Raw genomic sequence first — 25,477 nt, 5'->3', positions numbered from 1 at the left:
CCACGGGCCGAACGACCGACGGACCGGTCAGTCGTGGGACTCCGCGACGTCGCGGGCCAGGTCGACGAGCTTGCGGTTGCTGCGCTGGGACTGCTGCGCGAGCAGCGCGAACGCGGCCTCCCGGGTCAGGGACTCGCGGACCGCGACCATCCCGACCGCCTCGCCGATGAGCTGGCGGTGGGCGATGGCGGCCTGCAGGTGGTCCTCGTGCACGGCGCGGTCGACCGCGGCGGCGGCGTGCGCGGCCGCGAGCAGGGCGCGGCGACGGCCGTCCTCGTCCGCGAAGGCCGCGCGCGAGGTGCCGTACCAGCTCAGCACGAGCGTCCGGGTCACCCCGGGCAGCGACGCCGCGACCGACACCACGCTGACGAGGCCGTGCCGTTCCTCGACCACCCCCAGGTGGGGCCAGCGCGGCTCGACGGCGAGGTCGTCGACGACGACGACCGTCCCCCTGCTCCTCGTGGCGGCCACGGCCGGACCCTCGCCCAGGGCGAGCTGCCAGGCCTCGACGTCGGCCGCCGCCGGGGCGGAGGCCGCGGTCAGCTCGACGAGGTCCCGGCGGAGCACGCTCACCGCGACCTGCGCGGCTCCCGGGACCAGGCGGACGAGCGCGTCGGCCACCGCCTTCAGCACGTCCTCGGCGCCACGGTGGCGTGCCAGTTCGAGCGCCAGCGAGGCGAGGTCCTCCGCCACCAGGTCCCGGAGCGGACGGAGGTCGAGGGGCGTGGCCTGCGCCTCGCCCGGGAAGCGCCACAGCAGCGACACCGACCCGTCGTCGCGGGCCTCGGGCTCGACCTCCACGGCCGTGACGACCTCGCTGCCGTCGGGCAGCGCCAGCCGCAGGCCGGGGGCGGTGGCGGGCGAGGCGTGCCGCACGGCCCGGGTGACCAGGTCGCGTACCGCGGGACGGTCCTGGACCACGAACCAGCCCGCCAGCGGGCGCAGCGGACCGCGCGCGCTGGAACGCTGGGTGAGCCGCGCCGCGGCGAGGTTGAGGGTCAGGACGTGGCCGCGCGCGTCGGTGCGGACCGACGGGACGGTGGTGGACAACAGCTCGCGGTCCGCCGACTCCTCGCGCAGCCGCAGCCGGGCCGCCTCGAGCTCTTCCTGCTGCACGCGGAGCTCCTCGTCCGCGACCTGCAGCCGTTCGCCCAGCTCCGCCAGCTCCTGCAGCAGCGCCTCGTCCTGGACGTGGGCGCTCGCGAGCGAGGTGATCCGGGTGCGGCGCCGACCCAGGTCGGTCAGGAGCTGCTCGAGCTCCGCGGCGTCGACGGTCATGTCGACGACCCGCGGGAGCGGCAGCACCGCCCTCGCGGAGGTCGGTTCGTGTCGGAGATGATGGGCCCCCCAGCGTTCGAGATTCGGTCCGTTCTCCAACTTAACGCGTAAGCGGGTGGTCCTAACAGACCCGTAGGGGTGCCCGCCCGAACCGTGACGCAGCGAGCGGGACCGTGCGGTGCCGAGGGAACCGGGAGGGCGCGTGACCACGTACGTCGCCTTCCTGCACGGGGTGAACCTCGGCCGATCGCGGCGGGTGGCGATGCCCCGGCTGGCCGCGCTCGCGCGGGAGCTGGGCCACGACGACGTGTGGACCTGGGCGAGCAGCGGCAACCTCGTCCTCTCCACCGGCAGGCCCGCGGAGGTCGTCGGGCGCGAGCTCGCCGACGCCCTGCTCGCCGAGCACGGGACCACGGTCGGGGTGACCGTCCGGTCGGTGGCGCGGCTCGCCGGGCTCCTGACGGCGGACCCCCTCCCGGAGGGACCCGGCCAGGTCACGATCAGCTTCCTCGCCGGTCCCGCGCCGGAGGGTGCGGAGGCCCGGATAGGCGCGGTCGCGACGGCGGCCGAGCCGTACGCGGTCGCCGGGAGCGAGGTGTGGGTCCGCTGGGGCGACGGGCAGGCCCGCAGCGTCCTGGCCGCCGGTCTCGCCCGCGTCGTCGGCGTGGGCCTGACCACCCGCACGGTCGGCACCGTGGCGGCGATCGTCAGCCGGGCGACGGCTTCCTAGCGGCGGCCCGGAGAAAGCGCGAACCCGTTACACGCGCGCAACCCCGGTGTCGCGGGCCGTCCCTAGCGTGATCGGCACCACCACCCCCTCGGGAGCCGCCATGACCGGAACCGCGCCTGCTCACCACGACGTCCTCGAGCCCGCGGGCCACCCGGGGGGTGACGGCCTGGTCAAGCCGGAGTACGACGACCGGCTCGCGAACACCGACCTCGCGCCGCTCAAGAAGCAGACCTGGTCGTCGTACAACATCTTCGCCTTCTGGATGTCCGACGTGCACAGCGTCGGCGGCTACGTGACCGCGGGCGCGCTCTTCAGCCTGGGCATCGCCGCCTGGCAGGTGCTCGTGGCGCTGGTCGTCGGCATCGGCATCGTGATGGTGTTCTGCAACCTCGTCGCGAAGCCCAGCCAGATCACCGGCGTGCCCTACCCGGTGATCAACCGGGCGGTCTTCGGCGTCCGCGGCGCGAACATCCCCGCGATCATCCGGGGCTGCATCGCCATCGCCTGGTACGGCGTGCAGACCTACCTGGCGGCCACGTCGCTGATGATCATCTTCCTGAAGTTCGCGCCGGGCTTCTCCGCCGCGCTCGACGGCACGACCTTCCTGGGGCTCTCGCCCCTGGGCTACCTCTGCTACGCCATCCTCTGGGTGGCGCAGGCGGCCGTGTTCTGGCGCGGCATGGAGGCGATCAAGCGGTTCATCGACTGGGCCGGCCCCGCCGTGTACGTGGTCATGATCATCCTGTGCGTCTACCTCGTCGCCAAGGCCGGTCTCGGCAACATCAGCCTCAACCTCTCGTCCGAGCAGCTCAGCCTCGGCGCCTCGATCCCGGTCATGATCGCCGCGGTCGCCGCCGTGGTGTCCTACTTCTCCGGACCGATGCTCAACTTCGGCGACTTCTCGCGCTACGCGCGGTCGTTCAAGGCGGTGCGCAAGGGCAACTGGCTCGGGCTGCCGCTGAACTTCCTCTTCTTCTCGATCCTCACCGTCGTCACCGCCTCGGCCACGGTGCCGGTGTTCGGGGAGATGATCACCGACCCGATCGAGACCGTCCAGCGCATCGACTCGGGGTTCGCGATCCTGCTCGGCGGCCTGACCTTCGTCATCGCGACGGTCGGGATCAACATCGTCGCGAACTTCATCTCCCCGGCCTTCGACTTCTCCAACGTCAACCCCAGGCGCATCAGCTGGCGGATGGGCGGCATGATCGCCGCCGTCGGCTCCGTGCTCCTGACGCCGTGGAACTGGTACAACAGCGACGAGGGCATCCTCTTCACGCTCGGCATCCTCGGCGCGCTGATCGGTCCGCTGTTCGGCATCCTGATCTCGGGCTACTACGTGGTCAGCAGGCAGCGCGTCTGGGTCGACGACATGTACTCGATGGACCCGTCGAAGCGCTACTGGTTCCGCAACGGCTACAACCCGAACGCCGTCGCCTCGGTCCTGATCGGCGGCGTCCCGGCGATCGTGCTGGTGCTGGTCGGCGGGGTGGTCTGGGCCGACTCGGCCAGCGCGATCCTGTCGCACGCCGGTGACTTCAGCTGGTTCGTGGGCTGCGGGCTCGGGTTCCTCGCCTTCACCCTCCTGGAGCGCGTGAACCCGCGCATCGCCCACCTCGACCGCGACGCGGAGGTGGCGACGTCCGGGGTCGGCCAGTGAGCCCCGCCGCGGTCCGCCGCCGGATCGCCGTGGTCAACCCGAACACCACGGAGGCGATGACGGCGACGATCGCCGCGGCAGCCCGCGGGGTCGTCGACCCCTCGACCGAGGTCGTCGCGATCACCAACGCGCACGGGCCGGCGTCGATCGAGAGCCACTACGACGAGGCGCTGGCCGTGCCCGGCCTGCTGGCCGAGATCGCGGCCGCCGAGGCCGACGGGGTGGACGGGTTCGTCATCGCCTGCTTCGGCGACCCCGGCCTGGACGCCGCGCGCGAGCTCGCGTCCGGCCCGGTCGTCGGGATCGCCGAGGCGGGTTTCCACGCCGCGACCCTGCTCGGCCGCTCGTTCAGCGTGGTCACGACGCTCGCCCGCACGATGGGCCAGGCCGAGCACCTCGTGCAGCGGTACGGGTTCGCCGCGCACTGCCGCAGCATCTACGCCTGCGAGGTCCCGGTCCTCGAGCTGGACGACCCCGCGTCGGACGCCCGCAAGCTCGTCGTCGATCTCTGCCGACGGGCGGTGGAGCACGACGAGGCCGACTCGGTGGTGCTCGGCTGCGCGGGCATGGCCGACTTCTGCCAGGACGTGTCGGAGCAGGTCGGCGTCCCGGTGATCGACGGCGTGAGCGCGGCGGTGGTGCTGGTCGAGTCGCTGGTCAAGCTCGGCCTGCGCACCAGCACCCGGAGCGAGTACGCGCCGCCGCTGCCCAAGGACTACCGGTAGCGGCGCGGCTCCGGGCCGGGCCGGGCGGGCCGCGGCCTAGGCTCGCGCCATGACGCAGGCGAGCGTGGTCGTGGACCCGGCCGTGGGGGAGGGCTCACCGACGACGCTGCGGCGGATCGCGCGGATGCTCGCCCCGTACCGGAACAAGATGCTCCTCGTCGGCCTCGCCGTGGTGGTCTCCGCGCTGCTCGGCATCCTGTCGCCGTTCCTGACCAAGGCCGTCTTCGACTCCGCGCTGTTCCCGACGAACGGGGGACCGCCGGACTTCCACCTGCTCGGGTGGCTCGTGGCCGGGCTCTGCGTGGTGCCCATCGCCACGGCGCTGATCGGCATCGGGCAGAACCTGCTGACCAGCACCATCGGCAACTCGGCGATGGCCGACCTGCGCGGCGACCTCTTCGCGCACCTGCAGAAGATGGAGCTGGCCTTCTTCACGGCCACCAAGACCGGCGCCATCCAGTCCCGGCTGGCCAACGACGTCAGCGGCGTACGGACGGTCCTCACGGACACCGCGACGACCATCGTGCAGAACTCGGTGACCGTGGTCTCCGCCTTCATCGCCATGGTGGTGCTCAGCTGGCAGCTGACGATCATCACGCTCGTCCTGATGCCGCTCTTCGTCTGGCTGCAGCTGCGGGTGGGGCAGCGTCGGCAACGGCTGGCGCGGCGTACGCAGGAGTCGCTGTCGGAGATGACCGCGATCACCGAGGAGGCGCTCTCGGTCTCCGGCATCCTGCTGGCCAAGGTCTTCAACCGCGCGGACTCCGAGGTGCAGCGCTACCGCGAGGAGAACGCGCGCCAGACCCGGCTGCAGGTCGAGCAGGCCATGACCGGGCGGGCCTTCTTCGCCGTGGTCCAGACGTTCTTCGCGATCACGCCGGCCCTCATCTACCTCGCGGCGGGCTTCATCATCACGGGGCGCATCAGCGTCGGGGCGGCGACGCTCACCGCGGGCACGCTCGTCGCGTTCACGACGCTGCAGGCCCGCCTGCAGATGCCGCTGATCCAGCTGATGCGCGTGACCCTCGACGTGCAGACGTCGCTGGCGCTGTTCCGGAGGATCTTCGAGTACCTCGACCTCGAGCCCGCCGTCGTCGAGCGGCCCGACGCGCAGGCCCTGCCCGCGGGCCCGACCGGCGGCTCGGTCGAGTTCGCGGACGTGTGGTTCCGCTACCCGGCGCCGCGGGAGCTGACCGCCCCGGCCGGCCGGGGACCGCGCTTCGCCGGGGAGCGGGAGGCGACGGTTCCGCAGGTGAGCGAGGACGACACCTCGCCGCGCCCGCCCGGCGACGGCTGGACGCTCAAGCACCTCTCGCTCCGGGTCGAGCCCGGCCAGCTCGCCGCGATCGTCGGCCCGTCCGGCTCGGGCAAGACGACGATGACCTACCTCGTCCCGCGCTTCTACGACGTGACCGAGGGGGCGGTGCTCGTCGACGGCGTCGACGTCCGCGACCTGACCATGGACTCGCTCGCCGAGACGGTCGGGATGGTCACCCAGGAGCCGTACCTCTTCCACGGCACGGTCTACGACAACATCGCGTACGCCCGCCCCGCCGCGACCGAGGAGGAGGTCCACGAGGCGGCACGCAACGCCAACATCCACGACCGGATCATGAGCTTCGACGACGGCTACGCGACCGTCACGGGGGAGCGCGGCTACCGGCTCTCCGGCGGGGAGAAGCAGCGCCTCGCCATCGCGCGGGTGTTCCTCAAGGACCCGCGGGTGCTGATCCTCGACGAGGCGACCTCGGCGCTGGACACCGAGACCGAACGGCTCGTCCAGGACGCGCTCGAGCGCGCCACCCACGGGCGCACGACCATCGCCATCGCCCACCGGCTCTCGACCATCCAGAACGCCGACGTCATCTTCGGCCTCGAGGACGGCGAGCTGGTCGAGCAGGGCACCCACGCCGAGCTCCTCGCCCAGGGCGGCCTCTACGCCCGCCTCTACACCGAGCAGTTCGGCGGCGGTCAGGTCGAGGCCAGGTTCGCCGACGGCGTCCTGTTCACCGACGGCCGCACGTTCTGCGACCCCGAGGACGGCCAGCGCGGACGCCGCCGGGCGGACGTGTCGGTCTGAGGTTCTCGGGGTGGAGCCGCCCCGGGTGGTCAAGGGGCGCAAAGCTCGACCGATGTAATCGAACAGGCATTCGGAAAGTGTCAGAGGGTCTCCGTAGGTTCGTCTCATGGGGATCGCGGGGGTCGAGGAGCGCGAAGCGACGTCGGTCGGTCGCGCCTTCGAGGCGTTCCGTTCCGCTGCGGACGGGCTGGTCGAGGTAGTGGAGGCGGGCGGGTGTGACGCCCTCGACGACGGGGGGTTCGTGCGGTTCCTGCAGGAGCTCGAACGTGTCCGCAACGGCCTGGCGCTGGTGGACCATCGCGCCGTCCGCGACGTCGAGGCGCGGAACCTCCCGGCCAAGCTGACCCAGCCGAACGTGACCGCGGTGCTGTCGTGGGCCCTGCGCCTGTCGCGTGGGGAGGCGGCCCGTCGGGTCCGGGCGGCGGAGGCGCTGGGCGTGCGGGTGGCGATGACCGGGGAGGCGTCGGAGCCGTTGCGTCCGGCGTTGGCGGGGGTGCAGCGGGCGGGGATGGCGTCGCCGGAGCAGCTGGACGTGTGCGTCCGGGCGTTGGCGAAGGTGGAGCATCGGGGGTTCGACCCGGCGGACCTGGAGGCGGCGGACGGGCTCCTGGCCCAGTTCGCGGTCGTGTTCCCGCCGCGCGAGCTGCGGACCTTGGCCGAGCAGGTCGTGGAGCGGATCGACCCGGACGGCACCCGACCGCAGGAGGACCTCAACCAGGATCGGCGGCACCTGGCGTTCACGCGGCTGCGCGACGGGATGTGGTCGGTCGAGGGACGCCTCACCGGGCCCGTCGGCGCGAAGCTCCGTGCGGTCCTGGGTCCACTGGCGAAACCCCGACTGGCGACGGTGGTGCTCGACGACGGGCGTGAGGTCCAGCAGGACGACCCGCGCCACCACGGGCAACGCACCCACGACGCGCTGGAAGAGGTCTGCGACCGGCTCCTCCGCTCGGGCACCCTGCCCGACGCGGGCGGCACCCCGGCGACCGTGATCGTGACGATCCCTGAGGGTGACCTGGTCGCGCGCCGGCGTTGGGGTGTGAGCAGCGACGGCACGGTGATGTCGGCCGAGACGGTGGTGGACCTGGCCGGCGAGGCGGAGGTCTACCCGACCGTGGTGAGCCCGACCGGCGTGGTCCTGCAGCTGGGCCGGACCCGCCGCCTCGCGACGCCGGGTCAGACGGTGGCGCTGGTCGCCCGTGACGGCGGGTGCAGCTTCCCGGGTTGTGACCGTCCGCCGGAGTGGTGCGAACGCCACCACGTCACCGCGTGGGTCGACGGCGGCGCGACGGATCTCGAGAACCTGACGCTGTTGTGCGCGTGGCACCACCACAACTTCGCGGGTCGGGGCTGGACCTGCCTGATGGTCGACGGCCTCCCCGCCTGGGTGCCGCCGAGGTGGGTCGACCCCGATCAGCGACCGCTGCGCAACGTACGGGTGCTCGCCCGACAACGAGGCGAGGTGCTGCGCCGATGACGTCCGCGTCGCGCCGCTCGGAACAGCAGGGGCAGCCTCAGAGCTGCGCCTGCCGTCCTACGCCCCCTGAGCCTGTCGAAGGGCCCCGGAGGGGTCGGCTCCACCCGCGATGGTGCCTGGATAGTGCCTGCCTGTCGTGAAGCGGCCGGCGGTCCTCGCCCGTCGCGCGCAGTCGTCACGTCTGCCACTTAGGCCACGTGAGCCACCTACGCCACGCCGGACCTGACAGGAGATCCATAGGTCTGGCAACTGTCCGTGCGAGCGTGTGCTCGCTCCGTCTTCCCCCTCTGAGAGCGAGAACGAATGACCCTGCGCTCACGCGCCCTCGCCACCGGTGCCGCTGTCGCCACCCTGCTGGCGTCGGGGGCCCTCCTGGCCCCGTCGGCCACGGCGGCACCCGCGGCCGGCACCGCCCCGGCGTCCTCCCGCACGTCCGCCGCCACGTCGGCCCGGTCGTACACCCCGCCCGCGCCCGTCTGGGGGTCCTGCTCGTCGTCGAGCCTGAAGGACGCCAAGGCGGAGTGCGCCAAGGTCACGGTCCCGCTGGACTACGACCACCCCGACGGCACGAAGATCAAGATCGCGATCTCGCGCGTCGCCCACACGACCAAGCAGGACCAGGGCGTGATGCTCGTCAACCCGGGCGGCCCGGGCGGTTCGGGGCTGGGCCTGGCGACGCTGGGGCAGTACGTCCCGGACGGCGCGGGCGACAGCTACGACTGGATCGGCTTCGACCCCCGCGGCGTCGGCGACTCCGAGCCGGCGGTCTCGTGCGACCCGACCTTCGCCGGCTACGACCGGCCCCGCTACGTGCCGGCCAGCCCCGCGCTGAGCGAGGCGTGGTTCGCGAAGACGAACGCCTACACCGACGCCTGCGCAAAGAAGAACGGCCCGATCCTCGACCACCTGACCACGGTCGACTCGGCGAAGGACATGGAGAGCATCCGCAAGGCGCTCGGCGAGAAGAAGATCAACTACTACGGCTTCTCGTACGGCACCTACCTCGGCCAGGTCTACGGAACCCTCTACCCCAAGCGCCTGCGCCGCGTCGTCTTCGACGGCACGGTCGACCCCCGCAAGATCTGGTACGACGCCAACCTCGACCAGGACGAGGCGTTCGACGTGAACATCGACATCTGGTTCGGCTGGGTCGCCGACCACGACAGCGTCTACCACCTGGGCACGACCCAGAAGGCCGTGCGGTCGCTCTTCTACCGCACCGAGGAGAAGCTCTACGCCGACCCGGTCAAGGGCAAGGGCGGCCAGCTCGGCGGCAGCGAGTGGATCGACGCGTTCCTCTACGCCGGCTACTACCAGTCCTCCTGGACCGGCCTCGCCGAGACCTTCTCGCGCTTCGTCCGGGACGACGACGTCAAGGCGCTCGAGGCGGCCTACCTCGACTCCAGCGGCTACGACGCCGACGACCCGAAGGCCGACAACGGCTACGCGGTCTACCTGGGCGTGCAGTGCACGGACACCAGGGACTGGCCCCAGAAGTGGAGCACCTGGGAGAAGGACAGCTGGCGCATCTTCCGGAAGGCGCCGTACGAGACCTGGGCGAACACCTGGTACAACGAGCCCTGCCGGCACTGGCCCGCCCAGCAGCAGAAGGAGCTCAAGATCGACGGCCGCAAGGTCAAGAGCCTCCTCATGGTGAACGAGACGCTCGACGCCGCGACCCCGTACGCGGGCAGCCTCGAGGTGCGCAAGCGGTTCCCGAAGGCCCGGCTGATCGCCGAGCCCGGCGGCACCACCCACGCGGGCTCGCTCTACGGCAACGCCTGCGTCGACGACCGGATCGCGGCCTACCTCGCGACCGGCGAGCTGCCGAAGCGGAAGTCGGGCAAGAAGGCCGACGTGACCTGCGACCCGCTGCCCCGGCCGGAGCCCGCGGCGCGGTCGGCGGCGGCCAAGAAGCAGGCGGAGCGGTCGTCGACGAAGGAGCTGTCCACCCTTCGTCGGGCGGCTCTCCCGCGCTGAACCCGGCCCTGACCAGCGCGTCCGGCCCACCCTCGCGGTGGGCCGGGCGCGTCGTGCTGGGGCCTGTCGGAGGACGCGCTTAGAGTGGCCCTCCGATGAGCACCAGCACCACACCGACCCGCTCCGCGGGCACGTCGAACGACAGCTTCGTGCACCTGCACGTGCACTCCGAGTACTCCATGCTCGACGGCGCCGCGCGCATCAAGGACCTCTTCGCCGGGTGCGAGGAGCAGGGCATGCCGGCCATCGCGGTGACCGACCACGGCAACCTGTTCGGGGCCTACGAGTTCCACAAGGCGTCCAAGGGCACGAGCGTCAAGCCGATCGTGGGCCTCGAGGCGTACGTGACGCCCAAGACCCACCGCAGCGAGCGCAAGCGGGTCCGCTGGGGCGACGCGAAGGCCGCGGCCAACGGCGACGACGTCTCCGGCGGTGGTGCCTTCACCCACATGACGATGTGGGCCGAGAACACCACGGGCCTGCACAACCTCTTCCGGATGGGTTCGCTCGCCTCGCTGGAGGGCTACTACTTCAAGCCGCGCGTGGACCGCGAGCTGCTGAACACGTACGGCAAGGGCCTCATCGCCACGACCGGGTGCCCGTCGGGCGAGGTGCAGACCTACCTCCGCCTCGGCAAGTACGACGAGGCGGTCAAGAGCGCCGCCGAGTTCCGCGACATCTTCGGCGCCGACAGCTACTTCGTCGAGCTGATGGACCACGGCCTGTCCATCGAGAACCGGGTCCGGCAGGACCTGCTGCGCCTGGCCAAGGACCTCCACCTCCCGCTCGTCGCGACGAACGACCTCCACTACGCCACCCGCGCGGAGGCGTCGGCCCACGAGGTCCTGCTCTGCGTGCAGTCCGGCTCGACGATGGCCGACGCGAACCGGTTCAAGTTCGACGGCGACGGCTACTACCTCAAGTCGCCCGCCGAGATGCGGGCGCTGTTCTCCGAGCTGCCCGACGCCTGCGACAACACCCTGGCGATCGCCGAGCGCTGCCAGATCAACTTCACCGAGGGCACCGGCACCTACATGCCGCGCTTCCCCTGCCCGCCGGGGGAGGACGAGACCTCCTGGTTCGTCAAGGAGGTCGAGACCGGCCTGCGGCGCCGCTTCCCGGGCGGCATCCCCGACGAGGTCCGCAAGCAGGCCGAGTTCGAGACCGGCGTCATCACCCAGATGGGCTTCGCCGGCTACTTCCTCGTCGTCGCCGACTTCATCAACTGGGCGAAGGAGAACGGCATCCGGGTCGGCCCGGGCCGCGGGTCGGGCGCCGGGTCGATGGCCGCGTACGCGATGCGGATCACCGACCTCGACCCGCTCAAGCACGGTCTGATCTTCGAGCGGTTCCTGAACCCCGACCGCGTCTCGATGCCCGACTTCGACATCGACTTCGACGAGCGTCGCCGCGGCGAGGTCATCCGCTACGTCACGCAGAAGTACGGCGAGGACCGCGTCAGCCAGATCGTCACCTACGGCACGATCAAGGCCAAGCAGGCCGTCAAGGACGCCTCCCGGGTGCTCGGCTACCCGTTCGGGATGGGGGAGCGCCTCACCAAGGCGATGCCGCCGCCCGTCATGGGCAAGGACGTGCCGCTGGGCAAGCTGTTCGACAAGGACCACCCGCGCTACGGCGAGGGCGGCGAGTTCCGGTCGCTCTACGAGTCGGACGCCGACGTGCAGAAGGTCGTCGACACCGCCCGCGACCTCGAGGGCCTGAAGCGCCAGTGGGGCGTGCACGCCGCCGGCGTGATCATGAGCAGCGAACCGCTCATCGACATCATCCCGATCATGCGCCGCGAGCAGGACGGCGCGATCATCACCCAGTTCGATTACCCGACCTGCGAGTCGCTGGGCCTGATCAAGATGGACTTCCTCGGGCTCCGCAACCTGACGGTGCTCGACGACGCCGTCAAGAACATCAAGCTCAACCGCGGCGTCGAGCTCGTCCTCGAGGACCTCACGCTCGACGACCCGGCGACGTACGCGCTGCTCGGCCACGGCGACACGCTCGGGGTGTTCCAGCTCGACGGCGGGCCGATGCGCTCGCTGCTGCGGCTGATGCGCCCGGACAACTTCGAGGACATCTCCGCCGTCCTCGCGCTCTACCGCCCCGGGCCGATGGGCGTCGACAGCCACACGAACTACGCCCTGCGCAAGAACGGCCGCCAGGAGGTCACGCCGATCCACCCGGAGCTCGAGGAGCCTCTCAAGGAGATCCTCGGGACGACGCACGGGCTGATCGTCTACCAGGAGCAGGTGATGGCGACCGCGCAGAAGGTCGCCGGCTACACGCTCGGCCAGGCCGACCTGCTGCGCCGCGCGATGGGCAAGAAGAAGAAGGAGATCCTCGACGCGGAGTACAAGCCGTTCTCCGCGGGCATGCGGACGAACGGCTACTCCGAGGCGGCGACCAAGGCGCTCTGGGACGTCCTGGTCCCCTTCTCCGACTACGCGTTCAACAAGGCGCACACCGCCGCGTACGGGCTCGTCTCCTACTGGACCGCCTACCTCAAGGCGAACTTCCGGGCCGAGTTCATGGCCGCGTTGCTGACCTCGGTCGGCGACGACAAGGACAAGATGGCCATCTACCTCAACGAGTGCCGCCGGATGGGCATCCAGGTGCTGCCGCCCGACGTCAACGAGTCCGAGGCGAACTTCACCCCGGTCGGGAGCGACATCCGGTTCGGCCTCACCGCCGTCCGCAACGTCGGGGCGAACGCCGTGGACAAGGTCGTGGCCGCGCGGAGCGCGAACGGCAAGGCCGCCGACTTCTACTCGTTCCTCGACCAGGCCGACCTCGTCGTGTGCAACAAGCGCCTCATCGAGTCGCTGGTCAAGGCCGGCGCGTTCGACTCGATGGGCCACACCCGCCGGGCGCTGATGAGCATCTACGAGTCCGCGGTCGACGGCGTGCTCGACCTCAAGCGCAACTCGGCCCGCGGGCAGGACGCCTTCGACTTCGGGTTCGACGACTCCGACGCCGGGTCCTCGCACCTCTCCGGCACGGTGCCCGACCTGCCCGAGTGGGACAAGCGGACCAAGCTCGCCTTCGAGCGGGAGATGCTCGGGCTCTACGTCAGCGACCACCCGCTGCTCGGCCTCGAGCACATCCTCTCGACCGAGCGCGACATCAGCATCGGCGAGCTGCTCGGCGACGACGGCCCGCGCGAGGGCCAGGTGACGATCGCCGGGATGATCACCAACGTCAACCGCAAGACGACCAAGCGTGGCGACCTCTGGGCGGTCCTGACCGTGGAGGACCTCGAGGCCTCGATCGAGGTGCTGCTGTTCCCCAAGGCGTACGACCTGGTCTCGACCGTGCTGGCCAGCGACGTCGTCGTGCGGGTCAAGGGCCGGATCAAGTCCGACGACGACGCCGTCTCGCTGAACGCGACCGAGCTCACGCTGCCCGACGTCAGCGAGGGTCCGACCGGGCCGGTCGTCATCTCGCTGCCCGCGGTCCGCTGCACCCCGCCCGTCGTGGCGCAGCTCCGCGACGTGCTCGCGCAGTACCCGGGGACCACGGAGGTGCGGCTGAGGCTGCAGAGCTCGGGTCGATCGACACTCATGCGCCTCGACTCGGGCCTGTCAGTCAGCCCGTCACCGCCGCTGATGGCCGACCTCAAGGCGCTGCTCGGTCCGTCGTGCCTCGCCTCCTGACCCACGCGGGGGTGACGGCCCGGTGAGCACGTCCGACCCGACGACCCCCGCGGCGCCGTTCGAGGGACCGAGCGAGCGGTGGGCCTACCGACGCTGGCCCGACGTCCGCCGGGTCGTGCTCTACGCGGCGCTCGGGCTCGGTCTCGGCGCGGTGGCCGGCGTCGTCTGGTGGGCCGTGACCGACCTGCCGACCTACCGCGTCGGCGAGCGCGGCTCGGCCGCGACCACCGAACGGGGCCTGGCGGGCTACATCGCCGCCGACGCCTGGTTCGTGGTGTGCGGGGCCGTGGTGGGTCTGGTCGTGGGCGTGCTCGCCTGGCGCTGGTTCGGCCGCTCCGGCTGGCCCGTCGTCGTCCTGACCGTCGTCGTCGGTGCGGCGGCCGGGCTGATCTGCTGGGCCGTCGGCTACCGCCTCGGCCCGGGCTCGTTCCCGGTCCGGCTGGCGGCCGCGCAGGCGGGCGACGTCGTCGCCGTCGACCTCACCGTGCGGTCCCGGGTCGCGCTGCTGACCTGGCCCCTGTTCGCGGTGATCCCCGTGCTGCTCGGTACGTCGCTCGGCCGCGACCCCGAGTTCGACGACCGCGACGAGGTCCCCGACGAGCTCACCCTCCCGGCACCGACGGACGAGGGCCCGGCCCGTACCGTCTGATGCTCGGCTCGACGGTCGTCGACGACGGCACAGAGCCGTCGAACGCCCCCTGAGCCTGTCGATCGGCCTCGAAGAGGCCGGTGCAGCGAACGCCAACCCCTGCGGGGCCCTTCGACGAGCTCAGGGCGCGTCTCCGCGGCCGGGTCGCTTGTCCGGGGGCCCACCGAGCTCGCGCGAACGCCCCCTGAGCCTGTTGAAGGGCCTCGAAGAGGTCGGCTCACCAGCACCCGGTGTAGCGGACGCCAACCCCTGCGGGGCCCTTCAACAAGCTCAGGGAGCGTCTCTACGGGCGGCAACGCCCCCTGAGCCTGTCGAAGGGCCTCGAAGAGGTCGGCTCACCAGCACCCGGGTGCAGCGGACGCCAACCTCGGCAGGGCGCTTCGACAGGCCCAGGGGCGTGCGCTCAGTGCCCGATCGCCGCGACCTGGGCGCCGGTGACGGCGACGAGGTCGGTCGGCGCGAGCTCGACCTGCAGACCGCGGCGCCCGCCCGAGACGTACACGGTCGGGAAGGCGAGGGCGGACGCGTCGACGACAGTCGGGAGCGCGGTGCGCTGGCCGAGCGGGGAGATGCCACCGAGCACGTAGCCGCTGGAGCGCTGCGCGGCCGCGGGGTCGGCCATGGCCGCCTTCTTCGCCCCGAGCGCCAGCGCGACCGCCTTGAGGTCGAGCTGGCGGGCGACCGGGACGACGCCCACGGCCAGGCCGCCGCGGCCACCGGTCAGCTCCACGACCAACGTCTTGAACACCCGCTCCGGGTCGAGCCCCAGGGCCGCCGTCGCCTCGTCGCCGAAGTGCCGCTCGCCGTCGGCGTGCGCGTACGGGTGGGCCGTGTACGCGACCCCGTCCCGGGTCAGCGCCGCGGTGGCGGGCGTCCCGCCGGACCTGCTCTGCTTGGCCACCCCTGCACCTCTCCGACGGCGTCTGCGTAGTGTGCGGGTCGCCCGCTCCCCGCCAGTCTGGTCCATCCGGAAGGACGTCCCACCCATGACCGTCTCGTCCACCTCGAGCACCGAAGCCGTCCCCGCGCAGATGCGGGCCGCGGTGCTCCACGCCCCCGGCGACATCCGCGTGGAGGAGGTGGCCGTGACCCCGCCGGGTCCCGGCCAGGTGCTGCTCAAGGTGGCGGCCTGCGGCGTGTGCGGGTCGGACGTGCCGCGGATGCTGCGCAACGGCGGCTACGTCATGCCGATCGTCTGCGGGCACGAGTTCTCCGGCCACGTGGCCGAGCTCGGGCCGGGCGTCGAGGGCGTCGAGCTCGGCACGCTCGTGTCCGTGCCGCCGCTGATCCCGTGCCGGGTCTGCGCCCACTGCGTGCAGGGCGACTTCGGGCTGTGCGAGAGCTACGACTACTTCGGCAGCCGCAGCGACGGCGCGTACGCCGAGTACGTGGTGGTCCCGGTCGGCAACCTCCTGACCATGCCCGAGGGCCTCGACCCGCGCGCAGCGGCGATGCTCGACCCCGCCGCGATCGCGCTGCACGCCCTCTGGAAGACCGGCCTGCGGACGGGCCAGCGCGTGCTCGTGGTCGGCGCCGGCCCCATCGGGCTGTTCGCCATCCAGTGGGCCCGGCTCGCGGGCGCCTCCGACATCGTCAGCCTCGACCTGAGCGAGGAGAAGGCGGCGATGGCCCGCGAGGCCGGCGCCACCGCCGCCGTGCAGAGCGCCGACGCCGCCCGGGAGCTGGCCGGCGCCGGCTTCGACGTCGTGCTGGAGTCGGCCGGCAACGCGGCCGCCGCCGACCTCGCCGCCGCGCTGGTCGGGCCGAAGGGGCACGCCGTGTTCGTGGGCATCCCGCACGCCCCGGTCGAGCTGGCCAAGGACACCTGGAACCGCTTCATGCGCCTCGAGGTGACGCTGCACGGCGCCTGGAACTCGTTCTCCGCCCCGTTCCCGGGCGACGAGTGGCGTACGGCGGCCGCCAAGATGGCGACGGGCGAGCTGCGGTGGGAGTTCATGATCACGCACGAGCTCCCGCTCGCCGACCTGCCCGACATGATGCGCACCCTCGGCGACCGCTCGACCTTCACCTCCAAGGTGCTGTTCGTCCCCTCGGCCGGCTGACGGGCGCCGGCGTGGCTACGGGCAGCGGCGTCGTCCTGGCCATCGACCTCGGCACCGAGGGCGCGCGGGTCGGGGCGTTCGCGGTCGACGGGGAACCCCTGGGGTCGGTGCACCGGGGCTACCGGACCTCCTACCCGCACCCGGGCTGGGCGGAGCAGGACCCGGACGACTGGTGGGCGGCGGTCTGCGACGCCACCCGGACCCTGCTCGCGGCCCCGCGGTGCGCCGACGCGGGTCCCGTCGTGGCGCTGGCCTGCGCCACCACGGCCTCGACCGTCGCGGTGCTGGACGAGGCCGGCCGGCCGCTGCGCCCGGCGATCCTCTGGATGGACTCCCGGGCCTGGGTCCAGGCCGCCGCGACGGCGACGCTGCTCGCCGAGCACCCGGTGCTGGCCTGGTCCGGCGGCTCCGACGCCGCCGAGTGGCTGCTGCCCAAGGCGGTGTGGGTGCACGAGCACGAGCCGGAGGTCTTCGCGCGGGCTGCGCGGGTCGTCGAGGCGATCGACTACCTGACGTTCCGGCTCACCGGCACCTGGACCGGGTCGCAGATGAACGCGGTCTGCAAGTACAACTACGACGCCGTGGCCGGCCGCTACCCGGTCGAGCTGTACGCGGCCCTCGGCGTGCCCGACCTGGCCGACCGGCTGCCGGACGCGATCGTCCCGGTCGGGACGGTGGCCGGGCCTCTCACGCCGGCAGCCGCCGCGGCGCTGGGGGTCGCCCCGGGAGCCCCGGTCGCGGTCGGCGGGATCGACGCCCACGTCTCGCTGCTGGCCTGCGGGGCGTCCGACGGCCTGGTGTCGCTCGTCTCCGGAACCTCCTCCGCCCTGGTCGCCGAGATCGGCGAACCCGCCGACCCCGCCTCCGCGGCCGTCACGACCGAGGTCTGGGGCCCGTACCCGCACGCGCTGCGCCCGGACCGGTGGCTGGTCGAGGGCGGCCAGGTGAGCAGCGGCTCCGTGCTGACCTGGGCCGGCGAGACGATCATGGGCGTCGCCCGCGAGGACCTGCCGGCGCTCGTCCGGGCGGCGTCGGCGGTGGAGCCGGGCGCCCACGGCCTGCGCGCGCTCGACACGTTCATGGGCAACCGGACGCCGCACCGCGACCCGCGGCTGCGCGGCGCCGTCGTCGGGCTCACCCTCGGCACGACCCGCGAGGAGCTCTACCGCGCGACGGTGGAGGCCGTGGCCTGCGGGACGCGGGCGGTGCTGGACTCCTTCGTCCGCGCCGGCGTGGTCTGCGACCGCCTGGTGCTCTCGGGCGGCATCGAGCACAACCGGCTCTGGCAGCAGGTCACGGTCGACGTGCTGGGGCGCGAGGCGGAGATCGTCGAGGGGGACAACCTCACCCTGCGCGCCTGCGCCGTGATCGCCGCGACCGGGGCGGGTCACGTGGGCAGCCTCGACGAGGGCGCCGCGCTGTTCGCCCCGCGGACGCGCGTCCTCGAGCCCGACCCCGCCCGGCACGCCGTCTACCGCCAGACCTACGACGACTACACGGGCCTGCTGCACACCCTCGCGCCGGTCATGCACGAGTCCGTCGACCGGCTGTCGCGACGTCCCTCAGGCGGGGACCAGCAGGCGTAGCAGGGCCGTCACGACCACCGCGACCACGAAGACGACGAGGAAGCCGCGCCGCAGCAGCAGCGCCACGGCGCCGGCGGCGACACCGGCCACCACGCGCCAGTCGAGCGCGTAGCGCCCGCCGCCGTCGACCAGCTGCACGCACACGAGCGCCGACAGCATGGCCACCGGCAGCAGCGTCGTCACCCGCTGCACCCGCGGGTCCGCCAGGACCGACGACGGCAGCGAGAGCCCGGCGAGCTTGATCAGGTACGAGCCCGCGCACGCCACGAGGACGGGGATCCAGAGGTTCACGCGGCTCCGCCCTCGGTCGCGGCCGGCGTGCCCGACGGCGAACCCGCGCCGCGGACGGGCAGCAGGCCGCCGACGACCGCCGCGGCGGCCGCGGCGATGACCGGCACCCCGCTCGGCACCAGCGGCACGAGGACGACCGCGATGACGGCGCCGGCGAGACCGACCCAGCGGGCGCGCACCCGGCGCAGCGCCGGCCACACCAGCGCGAGGAACACGGCCGGGCCGGCGGCGTCGAGGCCCAGCGCGTCGGTGTCGACGGCCGAGCCCACGAGCGCCCCGACGAAGGTGCCGACGTTCCAGCAGGCGAAGAGCACGAGCGCCGTCCACCAGAAGGCCAGCCGCTGGTCCCGCCGGTCCTCCTGGGCCGTGGCCATCGCCGTCGTCTCGTCGATGACGAACTGCGCGGTCAGCAGGCGGCGCACGCCACGGGTCTGCAGGACCGGCGCGAGGGTGACGCCGTAGAAGCCGTTGCGCAGGGCCAGGAGCAGCGTCGGCCCGAGCGCCGTCCAGGCCGACCCGCCCGCCCCGACGACCCCGGCGAGGGCCAGCTGCGAGGCGCCCGAGAACATCACGAGGCTGAGGGCCTGCGCCTGCCCGCGGCTGAGGCCGGCGGCCACGGCGACCGCCCCGAAGGTCGCGCCGAACGCGGCGGCGTAGACCCCGATCCCGACCGCCGAGCGGATGATCGCGGGGCGCTGCGGGGACGGGGGCACGCGCGGGACGCTACCCAAGCCGGCCGTCGTCGGGCGGCGGTGCCCGCGCTGAGAACTCCCGGCCGGGCGGGGCCCACTCACTAGACTCGCCCCCGTGCTTGCCACCATCGACCTGCGGGGCCGGACGGCCGACGGGGCCGACGGCGCCGGTCTGGACTACGCCCGCGTCGTCCCCCGTGCCGCCGTCGACGTCGAGGCGGCCCTCGGGGTCGTCCGCCCGGTCTGCGACGACGTCGCCGCCCGGGGCGAGGAGGCGCTGCGGGAGTACTCCGAGCGCTTCGACCGGGTCGTGCCGGCGTCCTTCCGCGTGCCGCAGGCCGCGATCGACGAGGCCGTCGAACGGCTCGACCCCGAGCTGCGGGCCGCGTTCGAGGTCTCGATCGCGCGCCGCCGCACGGTGTGCGCGGCTGAGCTCGGCCCGGCGGGCGTCGACGTGGAGCTCGCGCCCGGCGCCCGGGTCACCCAGCGGATGGTGCCGATCGAGCGCGTCGGGCTCTACGTGCCCGGCGGGCTCGCGCCGCTCGCCTCCAGCGTGATCATGAACGTCGTCCCGGCGCAGGTCGCCGGCTGCGCCTCGATCGCCGTGTCCTCGCCGCCGCAGCGCGAGTTCGGCGGGCTGCCGCACCCCTCGATCCTGGCCGTCTGCGGGCTGCTCGGCGTCGAGGAGGTGTACGCCGTCGGCGGCGCGCAGGCCGTGGCGATGTTCGCGTACGGGGTGCCCGGCCTCTGCCGGCCGGTGAAGATGGTCACCGGGCCCGGCAACATCTACGTGGTGGCGGCCAAGCGGCTGCTGCGCGGGATCGTCAGCATCGACTCCGAGGCCGGCCCGACCGAGATCATGGTGCTCGCCGACGAGACGGCCGACCCGACGCTCGTGGCCGCGGACCTCGTGTCGCAGTCCGAGCACGACCCGCTCGCCGCCGCCGTCCTCGTCACGGACTCCCCGGCCCTGGCCGACCGGGTCCAGGCCGCGCTGCCCGACCAGGTCGCCGCGGCCAGGCACAGCGAGCGCATCACCACCTCGATGAGCGGGCGCCAGTCCGCGGTCGTGCTGGTCGACGACCTCGAGCAGGGGCTCGCGGTCGTCAACGCGTACGCCACCGAGCACCTCGAGATCCAGACGCGCGACGCCGGGGCGCTCGCCGCCCGCGTGACCAACGCCGGCGCGATCTTCGTCGGGTCCTGGTCGCCGGTCTCGCTCGGCGACTACTCGGCCGGCAGCACCCACGTCCTGCCCACGGGCGCCTGCGCCTGCCACTCCTCGGGGCTCAACGTGAAGTCGTTCCTCAAGGCCGTGCACGTCGTGGAGTACAGCCGCGACGCGCTGGCCGAGGTCGCCCGCCACGTCGAGGTCTTCGCCGAGGCCGAGGACCTGCCCTCCCACGGGCGCGCCGTGTCGATCCGCTTCGCCGACCCCTCGTGAGCACGCTCGCCACGTCGGGCCTGCCGCTGCGCCCCGAGCTCGTGGGGGAGGTGCCGTACGGCGCCCCCCAGCTCGACGTGCCCGTACGGCTCAACGTCAACGAGAACCCGTACGGCCCGAGCGAGGCGGTCGTCGCGCAGATCGCCGCCGCCGTCGCCGCGTCGGCCCGCGAGCTCAACCGCTACCCGGAGCGCGACGCCGTCGCGCTGCGGGCTGACCTCGCCGCCTACCTGGGCCACGGGCTCACGGCCGACCACGTCTGGGCGGCGAACGGCAGCAACGAGGTCATGCTGCACGTGCTGCAGGCGTTCGCGGGGCCGGGACGGACGGTGCTGAGCTTTGCGCCGACCTACTCGATGTACCCGGAGTACGCCCGCGACACCCACTCCGCGTTCGTCACCTTCCCGCGCGCCGAGGACTTCACGATCGACGTGGACGCGGCCGTCGCGGCGATCGAGGAGACCCGGCCCGACGTCGTCCTCGTCACCAGCCCGAACAACCCGACCGGCACCGCCCTCTCGCCCGAGGTCGTCGTCGCGCTGGTCGACGCCAGCCCCGGGGTCGTCGTGGTCGACGAGGCGTACCACGAGTTCGCCCGCACGGGCACGCCGAGCGCGCTCGAGCTGCTGCCCGGTCGGCCCCGGCTGGCGGTCAGCCGCACGATGTCCAAGGCGTTCGCCTTCGCGGGCGGACGGCTCGGCTACCTCGCCGCCGACCCCGCCTTCGTCGACGCGCTGCGGATCGTCCGGCTGCCCTACCACCTGTCCGCCGTCACCCAGACGGTCGCGCGGGTCGCGCTGGCCAACGCCGGCGAGATGCTCGCCGCCGTGGACCGGCTCCGCGAGGCCCGCGACGACCTCGCCGCCTGGCTCGTCGGCCGCGGGCTCGAGGTCGCGGACTCCGACGCCAACTTCGTCCTGTTCGGCCGGTTCGCCGACCGGCACGCCCTCTGGCAGGCGCTGCTGGACCGCGGCGTGCTGATCCGCGAGGTCGGCCCGCCCGGCTGGCTGCGGGTCTCCGCCGGCACGCCGGAGGAGATGGCGGCCTTCAAGACGGCCCTCGACGAGGTCCTGACCAGCGACGACGCCGTGAGCGCGAGGATGCGATGACCGAGACACAGCCCGACACCCAGCGCTCGCGACCCGCCCGCCGGGCCACGATCGAGCGCGCCACCAGCGAGTCCAGCGTCCGGGTCGCGGTCGACCTCGACGGCACCGGCGCGTCGACGATCTCCACCGGTGTCGGCTTCTACGACCACATGCTCACCGCGCTCGCCCGGCACGCGCTGCTCGACCTCGAGGTCACCGCGACGGGGGACACCTACATCGACGCGCACCACACCGTCGAGGACACCGCCATCGTCCTGGGCCAGGCCATCCGCCAGGCCCTCGGCGACAAGACCGGCATCCGGCGGTTCGGCGACGCGGTCGTGCCGCTCGACGAGGCGCTCGCGCAGGCCGTGGTCGACGTGTCCGGGCGGCCCTACTGCGTGCACACCGGCGAGCCCGAGGCGCAGGCGTACGTCCGCATCGGGGGCGGCGACCTCACGCCCGACGGGCGGACGAGCGTGCCCTACACGGGTTCGCTGACCCGCCACCTCTTCGAGTCGCTGGCCTTCCACGCCCACCTCTGCCTGCACGTGCGCGTGCTGGCCGGGCGCGACCCGCACCACGTGGTCGAGGCGCAGTTCAAGGCCGTGGCCCGGGCGTTCCGCGACGCCGTGACGTTCGACGACCGGGTGACCGGCGTCCCGAGCACCAAGGGCGCGCTGTGAGCGGGGGGCCGGACGTCGTCGTCCTGGACTACGGTTCCGGGAACCTGCGCTCCGCCGAGCGCGCGATCGCCCGTACGGGCGTGGACGTGCTGGTCACGTCCGACCCCGAGGTCGCGGTCGCCGCTCCCGGCCTGGTCGTCCCGGGCGTGGGCGCGTACGCGGCGTGCATGGCCGGGCTCCGCGCCGTCGGCGGCCCCGACGTGATCGCGGCGCGGCAGGAGGCCGGACGTCCGACGCTGGCCATCTGCGTGGGCCACCAGATCCTCTTCGAGGCCGGCATCGAGCACGGCGTGGAGGCCGACGGCTGCGGGGTCTGGCCCGGCGTCGTCGAGCAGCTGCACGCCGAGCGGCTCCCGCACATGGGCTGGAACACGGTCGAGGTCGCGGAGGGCAGCCGGCTGTTCGACGGGGTGGCCGACGACCGCTTCTACTTCGTGCACAGCTACGGCGTGCGCGCGCTGGAGGAGCGGCCCGGGCGGCTCGTCACCTGGGCCGAGCACGGCGGCGACCGTTTCGTGGCCGGGGTCGAGGAGGGGTCGCTGTGGTCGACCCAGTTCCACCCGGAGAAGAGCGGGGACGCCGGCGCACGGCTCGTCGCGAACTGGGTCGCGACGCTCTAGCGGCGCACCGGCCACCCGGCCGGCGGAACCGTCGGACCCCGGCGCTAGCGTCACCCCCCTCAGCACTCGACGAGGAGGGCCGCAGCCATGAGGCGTGCACACGGAAGGTCGGTCGCGCTCCTGGCGGCGGCCGCGTTGATCGGGGGTGGCCTGGTCAGCGGGCCCGCCCAGGCCGCGCCCGCCGCGGCGTCCGACCCCGCGCTCGCGCGCTCGCCGGAGCTGTCCGAGACGAGCCGCCTGGGTGAGCGCCGCACGGTCGTCACCGGCGACCGGGCCTGGGTCCTGGGGAGCGCGGACGGCCGGTTCCCGGCCGCCGGCTTCCACACCCGCGGGGAGATGGGCGGCTTCTGGACGCCGAGCCTCAAGCTGCTCGACGGCGTCTGGTTCGGCATCGGCGACGAGTGGATCGGCGAGGGCACGCAGACCACGTCCGGCTGGGGCTACGTCCGCACCGACTTCCCCGCGACGGACGGCGTCGCGGCGAGCCGCACCGACCTCGTCCCCGACGGCGTCCCGGGCGCCCTGGTCGGGCTGACCCTGCGGTCGTCGACGACGAAGACCGTCGTGCTCCGCGCCGACGCGCACTCCGAGCTCATGGGGTCCTACCCCTGGGGCGAGACCACACCGAGCCAGACCACGGTCAACCTGCCCGACACCGGGGCCGTGGACGGCAGGGCGCTGGTGTTCCGGGACCAGGGCACCCCGCCCGGCGCGAACCAGTCCGCCCACGACTGGGCCGCCGCCTTCGGCTCGGCCGTGGCCCCGACCACGACGCAGCTGGGCCAGAACTTCCGTGGCCCGCAGGACCCGGCCGTCGTCTGCCCGGCCTCGGGCCCCGACGCGAAGCCCGCCCCGGCCCGCTGCGACGACACCGCGTACGGGCAGGGCACCGGCGGGCAGCTCGCCTACAGGCTGCAGCTGCGGGCGGGTGAGCCGACGACGGTCTGGTTCGGCGTGGGCGGCTCCCGCTCCGGGCCCGCCGCCGCCCAGGCCGCGCTGGCCGAGCTCCTGGCCGACCCGGTCGGCGCCCTCGCCGACAAGGTCCGCGGACGCGAGAAGATCGACGGTCGCACCGACGTCTCGCTGCCCGGCGACCCGCTGGTCGAGCAGAGCGTCGCCTGGTCCAAGCAGATGCTCGCCGCGTCGGTGCAGCGCACCGACGACGTCGCCCTGCGCGTGGCGGACGCCGGCACGGCCTACCCGGCCCCGGTGAAGACGCTCGACTCGATGCGCTGGATCGGCGCCGGCTGGCCCGACTACACCTGGCTCTTCGGCACCGACGGCGAGTTCACCGCGTTCGCGTCGGTCGCCGCCGGGCAGTTCGCCCCGATCAAGGCCCACCTCCGGACGCTCCGCGACGTGTCCGAGGCGGTCAACGGCGGCAGCGGCAAGATCGTCCACGAGGTCACGCCCGACGGTGCCGTCTACTTCGGCGCCAACGCGGACGAGGGCAACACCGACGAGTCGGCGAAGTACCCCTCGGCCGTCGCCCTGGTCTGGCGCTGGACCGGCGACAAGACGTTCCTCCGCGACCTCTACCCGGCCAGCGTCCGCGCGATGAGGCACGTCGACTCCCTCGACACCGACGGCGACGGCTGGCCCGAGGGGCTCGGCAACGTCGAGCGCAACGGCATGGGCTCGGAGAAGCTCGACAACACCGTCTACACGATCCGCGGCTACGCCGACCTGGCCGACCTGGCGAAGGCGCGCGGTGACGGCAGGACGCAGCGGTGGGCGACGCAGCGCGCGCAGAAGCTCGCTGAGGCCTTCGAGCGGGCGTGGTGGTACCCGAAGGACGGGGCGCGCTCGTACGCCGACTCCCTCGACCCGGACCCGGTCGGCGGGACCAACACCCGGATCTTCCAGCGGCACTGGATCGGGCTCACCCCGACCGACGCCGTCCTGCCGGCGCTGCCGGGTCGCCCGGCCGGGCCGCTGGCGTCGGACGAGCACGCGCGGACCACGCTCGCCCAGCACGAGCGGAGCTGCTACACCGGCGACCTCGGGCTCTACCACACCGGCACCGGCGCCAACAGCGTCGCGGGCGACAAGGACGGGACGGGCTGCGACGACGTCGTCTCCTCGGTCACGAACGAGACGAGCATCTTCACCCTGAACAGCGCCATCGCCGGCGTCAGCGAGGGCAACTACGGGCGCCTCGGCGAGGACCAGCAGGGCGTCTACACCCGGGGCAACGCGCGCTCGCAGATGGACCCCGACCTGTGGGAGATGCCCGGCGCGATGCCGGAGATCGTCCCGGGCGGGTCGTTCGGCGCCAACATCGACAAGCCCTTCAACGAGCGCTCGATGGTGATGCAGGCGTGGGGCGCGTACGGGGTCCTGTGGCCGGTCGTGCACCAGTGGCTCGGCGTGTCGCCCGACATGGGTCGCGGCCGGGTCGCGGTGGTCCCGCAGCTGCCGCCGGACCAGCCGAGCGCGTCGGGGGACTCGATCCGGGTCGGCGCGGGCCGGATCGACGTGAGCGCGTGGCGGAGCACCGACGACGGCACCACGCGCTACGTCACGAAGGTGACGCGGCACGGGAAGGCGAGCCTGGTCGTGGGCGCCGTGCTGCCGACCGGGAGCGAGGTCGCCTCTGTCCGGCTGAACGGCAAGAAGGCGAAGGCCGTGCTGACGACCACCAGCCGCGGGCTCGAGGTCACGGTGAAGGCCAAGGGCACGAAGGGCACCGCACGGCTGGTGGTGACGACGCGGTAGGGCCCGTGGGGGCCGGTCGCCGGGACGGGCCGGGTGCGGGCAGCC

The 25,477-nt window shown here is 73.0% G+C and carries 19 protein-coding genes; 15 read left to right on the top strand and 4 right to left on the bottom strand.

The features are described from left to right. Positions 1 to 27: 27 nt before the first annotated feature. Positions 28 to 1,305 (bottom strand): ANTAR domain-containing protein, encoded by a 1,278-nt coding sequence (locus ABD665_RS03345; RefSeq protein WP_204912237.1) that lies wholly within the window; start codon positions 1,303 to 1,305, stop codon positions 28 to 30. 175 nt (positions 1,306 to 1,480) lie between these two features. Here ABD665_RS03345 and ABD665_RS03340 point away from each other — a divergent pair, with 175 nt between their 5' ends. The 8 genes from ABD665_RS03340 (at position 1,481) to ABD665_RS03305 (ending at position 14,244) form a co-directional block, all read left to right on the top strand. Further along, positions 1,481 to 2,008, top strand: coding sequence for a DUF1697 domain-containing protein (locus ABD665_RS03340; RefSeq protein WP_204912238.1), 528 nt, complete (start codon positions 1,481 to 1,483; stop codon positions 2,006 to 2,008). Between the two features lie 100 nt (positions 2,009 to 2,108). Next, entirely contained in the window at positions 2,109 to 3,668 is a 1,560-nt protein-coding gene (locus ABD665_RS03335; RefSeq protein ID WP_204912239.1) for a cytosine permease, read from the top strand. Then, a complete protein-coding gene (locus ABD665_RS03330) occupies positions 3,665 to 4,393 on the top strand; it encodes an aspartate/glutamate racemase family protein (RefSeq protein ID WP_344741046.1) in 729 nt (242 codons plus the stop codon). The genes ABD665_RS03335 and ABD665_RS03330 overlap by 4 nt, the downstream gene beginning before the upstream one ends. A 49-nt stretch (positions 4,394 to 4,442) precedes the next feature. Beyond that, positions 4,443 to 6,473, top strand: a complete 2,031-nt coding sequence (locus ABD665_RS03325) for an ABC transporter ATP-binding protein (RefSeq protein ID WP_344741044.1) — start codon at positions 4,443 to 4,445, stop codon at positions 6,471 to 6,473. A gap of 106 nt (positions 6,474 to 6,579) precedes the next feature. Continuing rightward, positions 6,580 to 7,950, top strand: a complete 1,371-nt coding sequence (locus tag ABD665_RS03320; protein ID WP_204912240.1) for a DUF222 domain-containing protein — start codon at positions 6,580 to 6,582, stop codon at positions 7,948 to 7,950. Between the two features lie 303 nt (positions 7,951 to 8,253). Further along, a complete protein-coding gene (locus ABD665_RS03315) occupies positions 8,254 to 9,930 on the top strand; it encodes an alpha/beta fold hydrolase (protein ID WP_204912241.1) in 1,677 nt (558 codons plus the stop codon). Positions 9,931 to 10,025: 95 nt separating this feature from the next. Beyond that, positions 10,026 to 13,595, top strand: a complete 3,570-nt coding sequence (gene dnaE / locus ABD665_RS03310) for a DNA polymerase III subunit alpha (protein ID WP_204912242.1) — start codon at positions 10,026 to 10,028, stop codon at positions 13,593 to 13,595. Positions 13,596 to 13,617: 22 nt separating this feature from the next. Further along, positions 13,618 to 14,244 carry a hypothetical protein gene (locus tag ABD665_RS03305; protein WP_204912243.1) on the top strand — a complete coding sequence of 209 codons (627 nt, stop codon included), beginning with the start codon at positions 13,618 to 13,620 and terminating at the stop codon, positions 14,242 to 14,244. Between the two features lie 403 nt (positions 14,245 to 14,647). Here ABD665_RS03305 and ybaK read toward each other — a convergent pair whose 3' ends face one another. Beyond that, positions 14,648 to 15,145, bottom strand: coding sequence for a Cys-tRNA(Pro) deacylase (gene ybaK / locus ABD665_RS03300; RefSeq protein ID WP_344741039.1), 498 nt, complete (start codon positions 15,143 to 15,145; stop codon positions 14,648 to 14,650). A gap of 85 nt (positions 15,146 to 15,230) precedes the next feature. Between ybaK and ABD665_RS03295 the strand changes: the two genes are divergently transcribed. Together ABD665_RS03295 and ABD665_RS03290 are read left to right on the top strand one after the other, a co-directional pair. Further along, entirely contained in the window at positions 15,231 to 16,307 is a 1,077-nt protein-coding gene (locus ABD665_RS03295) for an alcohol dehydrogenase catalytic domain-containing protein (protein WP_204912244.1), read from the top strand. Between the two features lie 11 nt (positions 16,308 to 16,318). Next, complete coding sequence (locus ABD665_RS03290; RefSeq protein WP_204912245.1) at positions 16,319 to 17,893, top strand: FGGY family carbohydrate kinase; 1,575 nt, start codon at positions 16,319 to 16,321, stop codon at positions 17,891 to 17,893. Here the strand turns inward: ABD665_RS03290 and ABD665_RS03285 are convergent. Then, entirely contained in the window at positions 17,870 to 18,184 is a 315-nt protein-coding gene (locus tag ABD665_RS03285; RefSeq protein WP_204912246.1) for an AzlD domain-containing protein, read from the bottom strand. The two genes, ABD665_RS03290 and ABD665_RS03285, sit on opposite strands and share 24 nt — an antisense overlap. Further along, on the bottom strand, positions 18,181 to 18,897 hold the full coding sequence (locus tag ABD665_RS03280) for an AzlC family ABC transporter permease (protein ID WP_344741035.1): 717 nt from the start codon (positions 18,895 to 18,897) through the stop codon (positions 18,181 to 18,183). Before ABD665_RS03280 ends, ABD665_RS03285 begins: the two co-directional genes overlap by 4 nt. A gap of 94 nt (positions 18,898 to 18,991) precedes the next feature. Between ABD665_RS03280 and hisD the strand changes: the two genes are divergently transcribed. The 5 genes from hisD to ABD665_RS03255 all read left to right on the top strand — a co-directional run bounded on the left by hisD (position 18,992) and on the right by ABD665_RS03255 (position 25,432). Then, on the top strand, positions 18,992 to 20,320 hold the full coding sequence (hisD, locus tag ABD665_RS03275) for a histidinol dehydrogenase (RefSeq protein WP_204912248.1): 1,329 nt from the start codon (positions 18,992 to 18,994) through the stop codon (positions 20,318 to 20,320). Further along, the gene (locus tag ABD665_RS03270; protein WP_344741033.1) at positions 20,317 to 21,429 is read left to right on the top strand and encodes a histidinol-phosphate transaminase; all 1,113 of its coding nucleotides are present in this window, start codon (positions 20,317 to 20,319) and stop codon (positions 21,427 to 21,429) included. The genes hisD and ABD665_RS03270 overlap by 4 nt, the downstream gene beginning before the upstream one ends. Continuing rightward, a complete protein-coding gene (gene hisB / locus ABD665_RS03265) occupies positions 21,426 to 22,094 on the top strand; it encodes an imidazoleglycerol-phosphate dehydratase HisB (protein WP_204912249.1) in 669 nt (222 codons plus the stop codon). The genes ABD665_RS03270 and hisB overlap by 4 nt, the downstream gene beginning before the upstream one ends. Then, positions 22,091 to 22,714: an imidazole glycerol phosphate synthase subunit HisH gene (hisH, locus tag ABD665_RS03260; RefSeq protein ID WP_204912250.1), complete on the top strand. Its 624-nt coding sequence runs from the start codon at positions 22,091 to 22,093 to the stop codon at positions 22,712 to 22,714. Before hisB ends, hisH begins: the two co-directional genes overlap by 4 nt. Positions 22,715 to 22,801: 87 nt before the next feature. Beyond that, positions 22,802 to 25,432, top strand: coding sequence for a glucosidase family protein (locus ABD665_RS03255; RefSeq protein ID WP_344741030.1), 2,631 nt, complete (start codon positions 22,802 to 22,804; stop codon positions 25,430 to 25,432). Positions 25,433 to 25,477: the final 45 nt, after the last annotated feature.

Source organism: Microlunatus spumicola (assembly GCF_039536445.1).
Classification (GTDB): Bacteria; Actinomycetota; Actinomycetes; order Propionibacteriales; family Propionibacteriaceae; genus Microlunatus; species Microlunatus spumicola.
The sequence above is the reverse complement of the archived record's forward strand: the minus strand, read 5'-3'. Positions and strand labels throughout refer to the sequence as shown.

Bases quoted from the DNA above. Each gene is read 5' to 3' on its own strand.
- ABD665_RS03325 (WP_344741044.1), top strand. From the start codon at position 4,443: ATGACGCAGGCGAGCGTGGTCGTGGACCCGGCCGTGGGGGAGGGCTCA.
- ABD665_RS03335 (WP_204912239.1), top strand. From the start codon at position 2,109: ATGACCGGAACCGCGCCTGCTCACCACGACGTCCTCGAGCCCGCGGGC.
- ABD665_RS03255 (WP_344741030.1), top strand. From the start codon at position 22,802: ATGAGGCGTGCACACGGAAGGTCGGTCGCGCTCCTGGCGGCGGCCGCG.
- ABD665_RS03320 (WP_204912240.1), top strand. From the start codon at position 6,580: ATGGGGATCGCGGGGGTCGAGGAGCGCGAAGCGACGTCGGTCGGTCGC.
- ABD665_RS03295 (WP_204912244.1), top strand. From the start codon at position 15,231: ATGACCGTCTCGTCCACCTCGAGCACCGAAGCCGTCCCCGCGCAGATG.
- ABD665_RS03315 (WP_204912241.1), top strand. From the start codon at position 8,254: ATGACCCTGCGCTCACGCGCCCTCGCCACCGGTGCCGCTGTCGCCACC.
- hisB (WP_204912249.1), top strand. From the start codon at position 21,426: ATGACCGAGACACAGCCCGACACCCAGCGCTCGCGACCCGCCCGCCGG.
- dnaE (WP_204912242.1), top strand. From the start codon at position 10,026: ATGAGCACCAGCACCACACCGACCCGCTCCGCGGGCACGTCGAACGAC.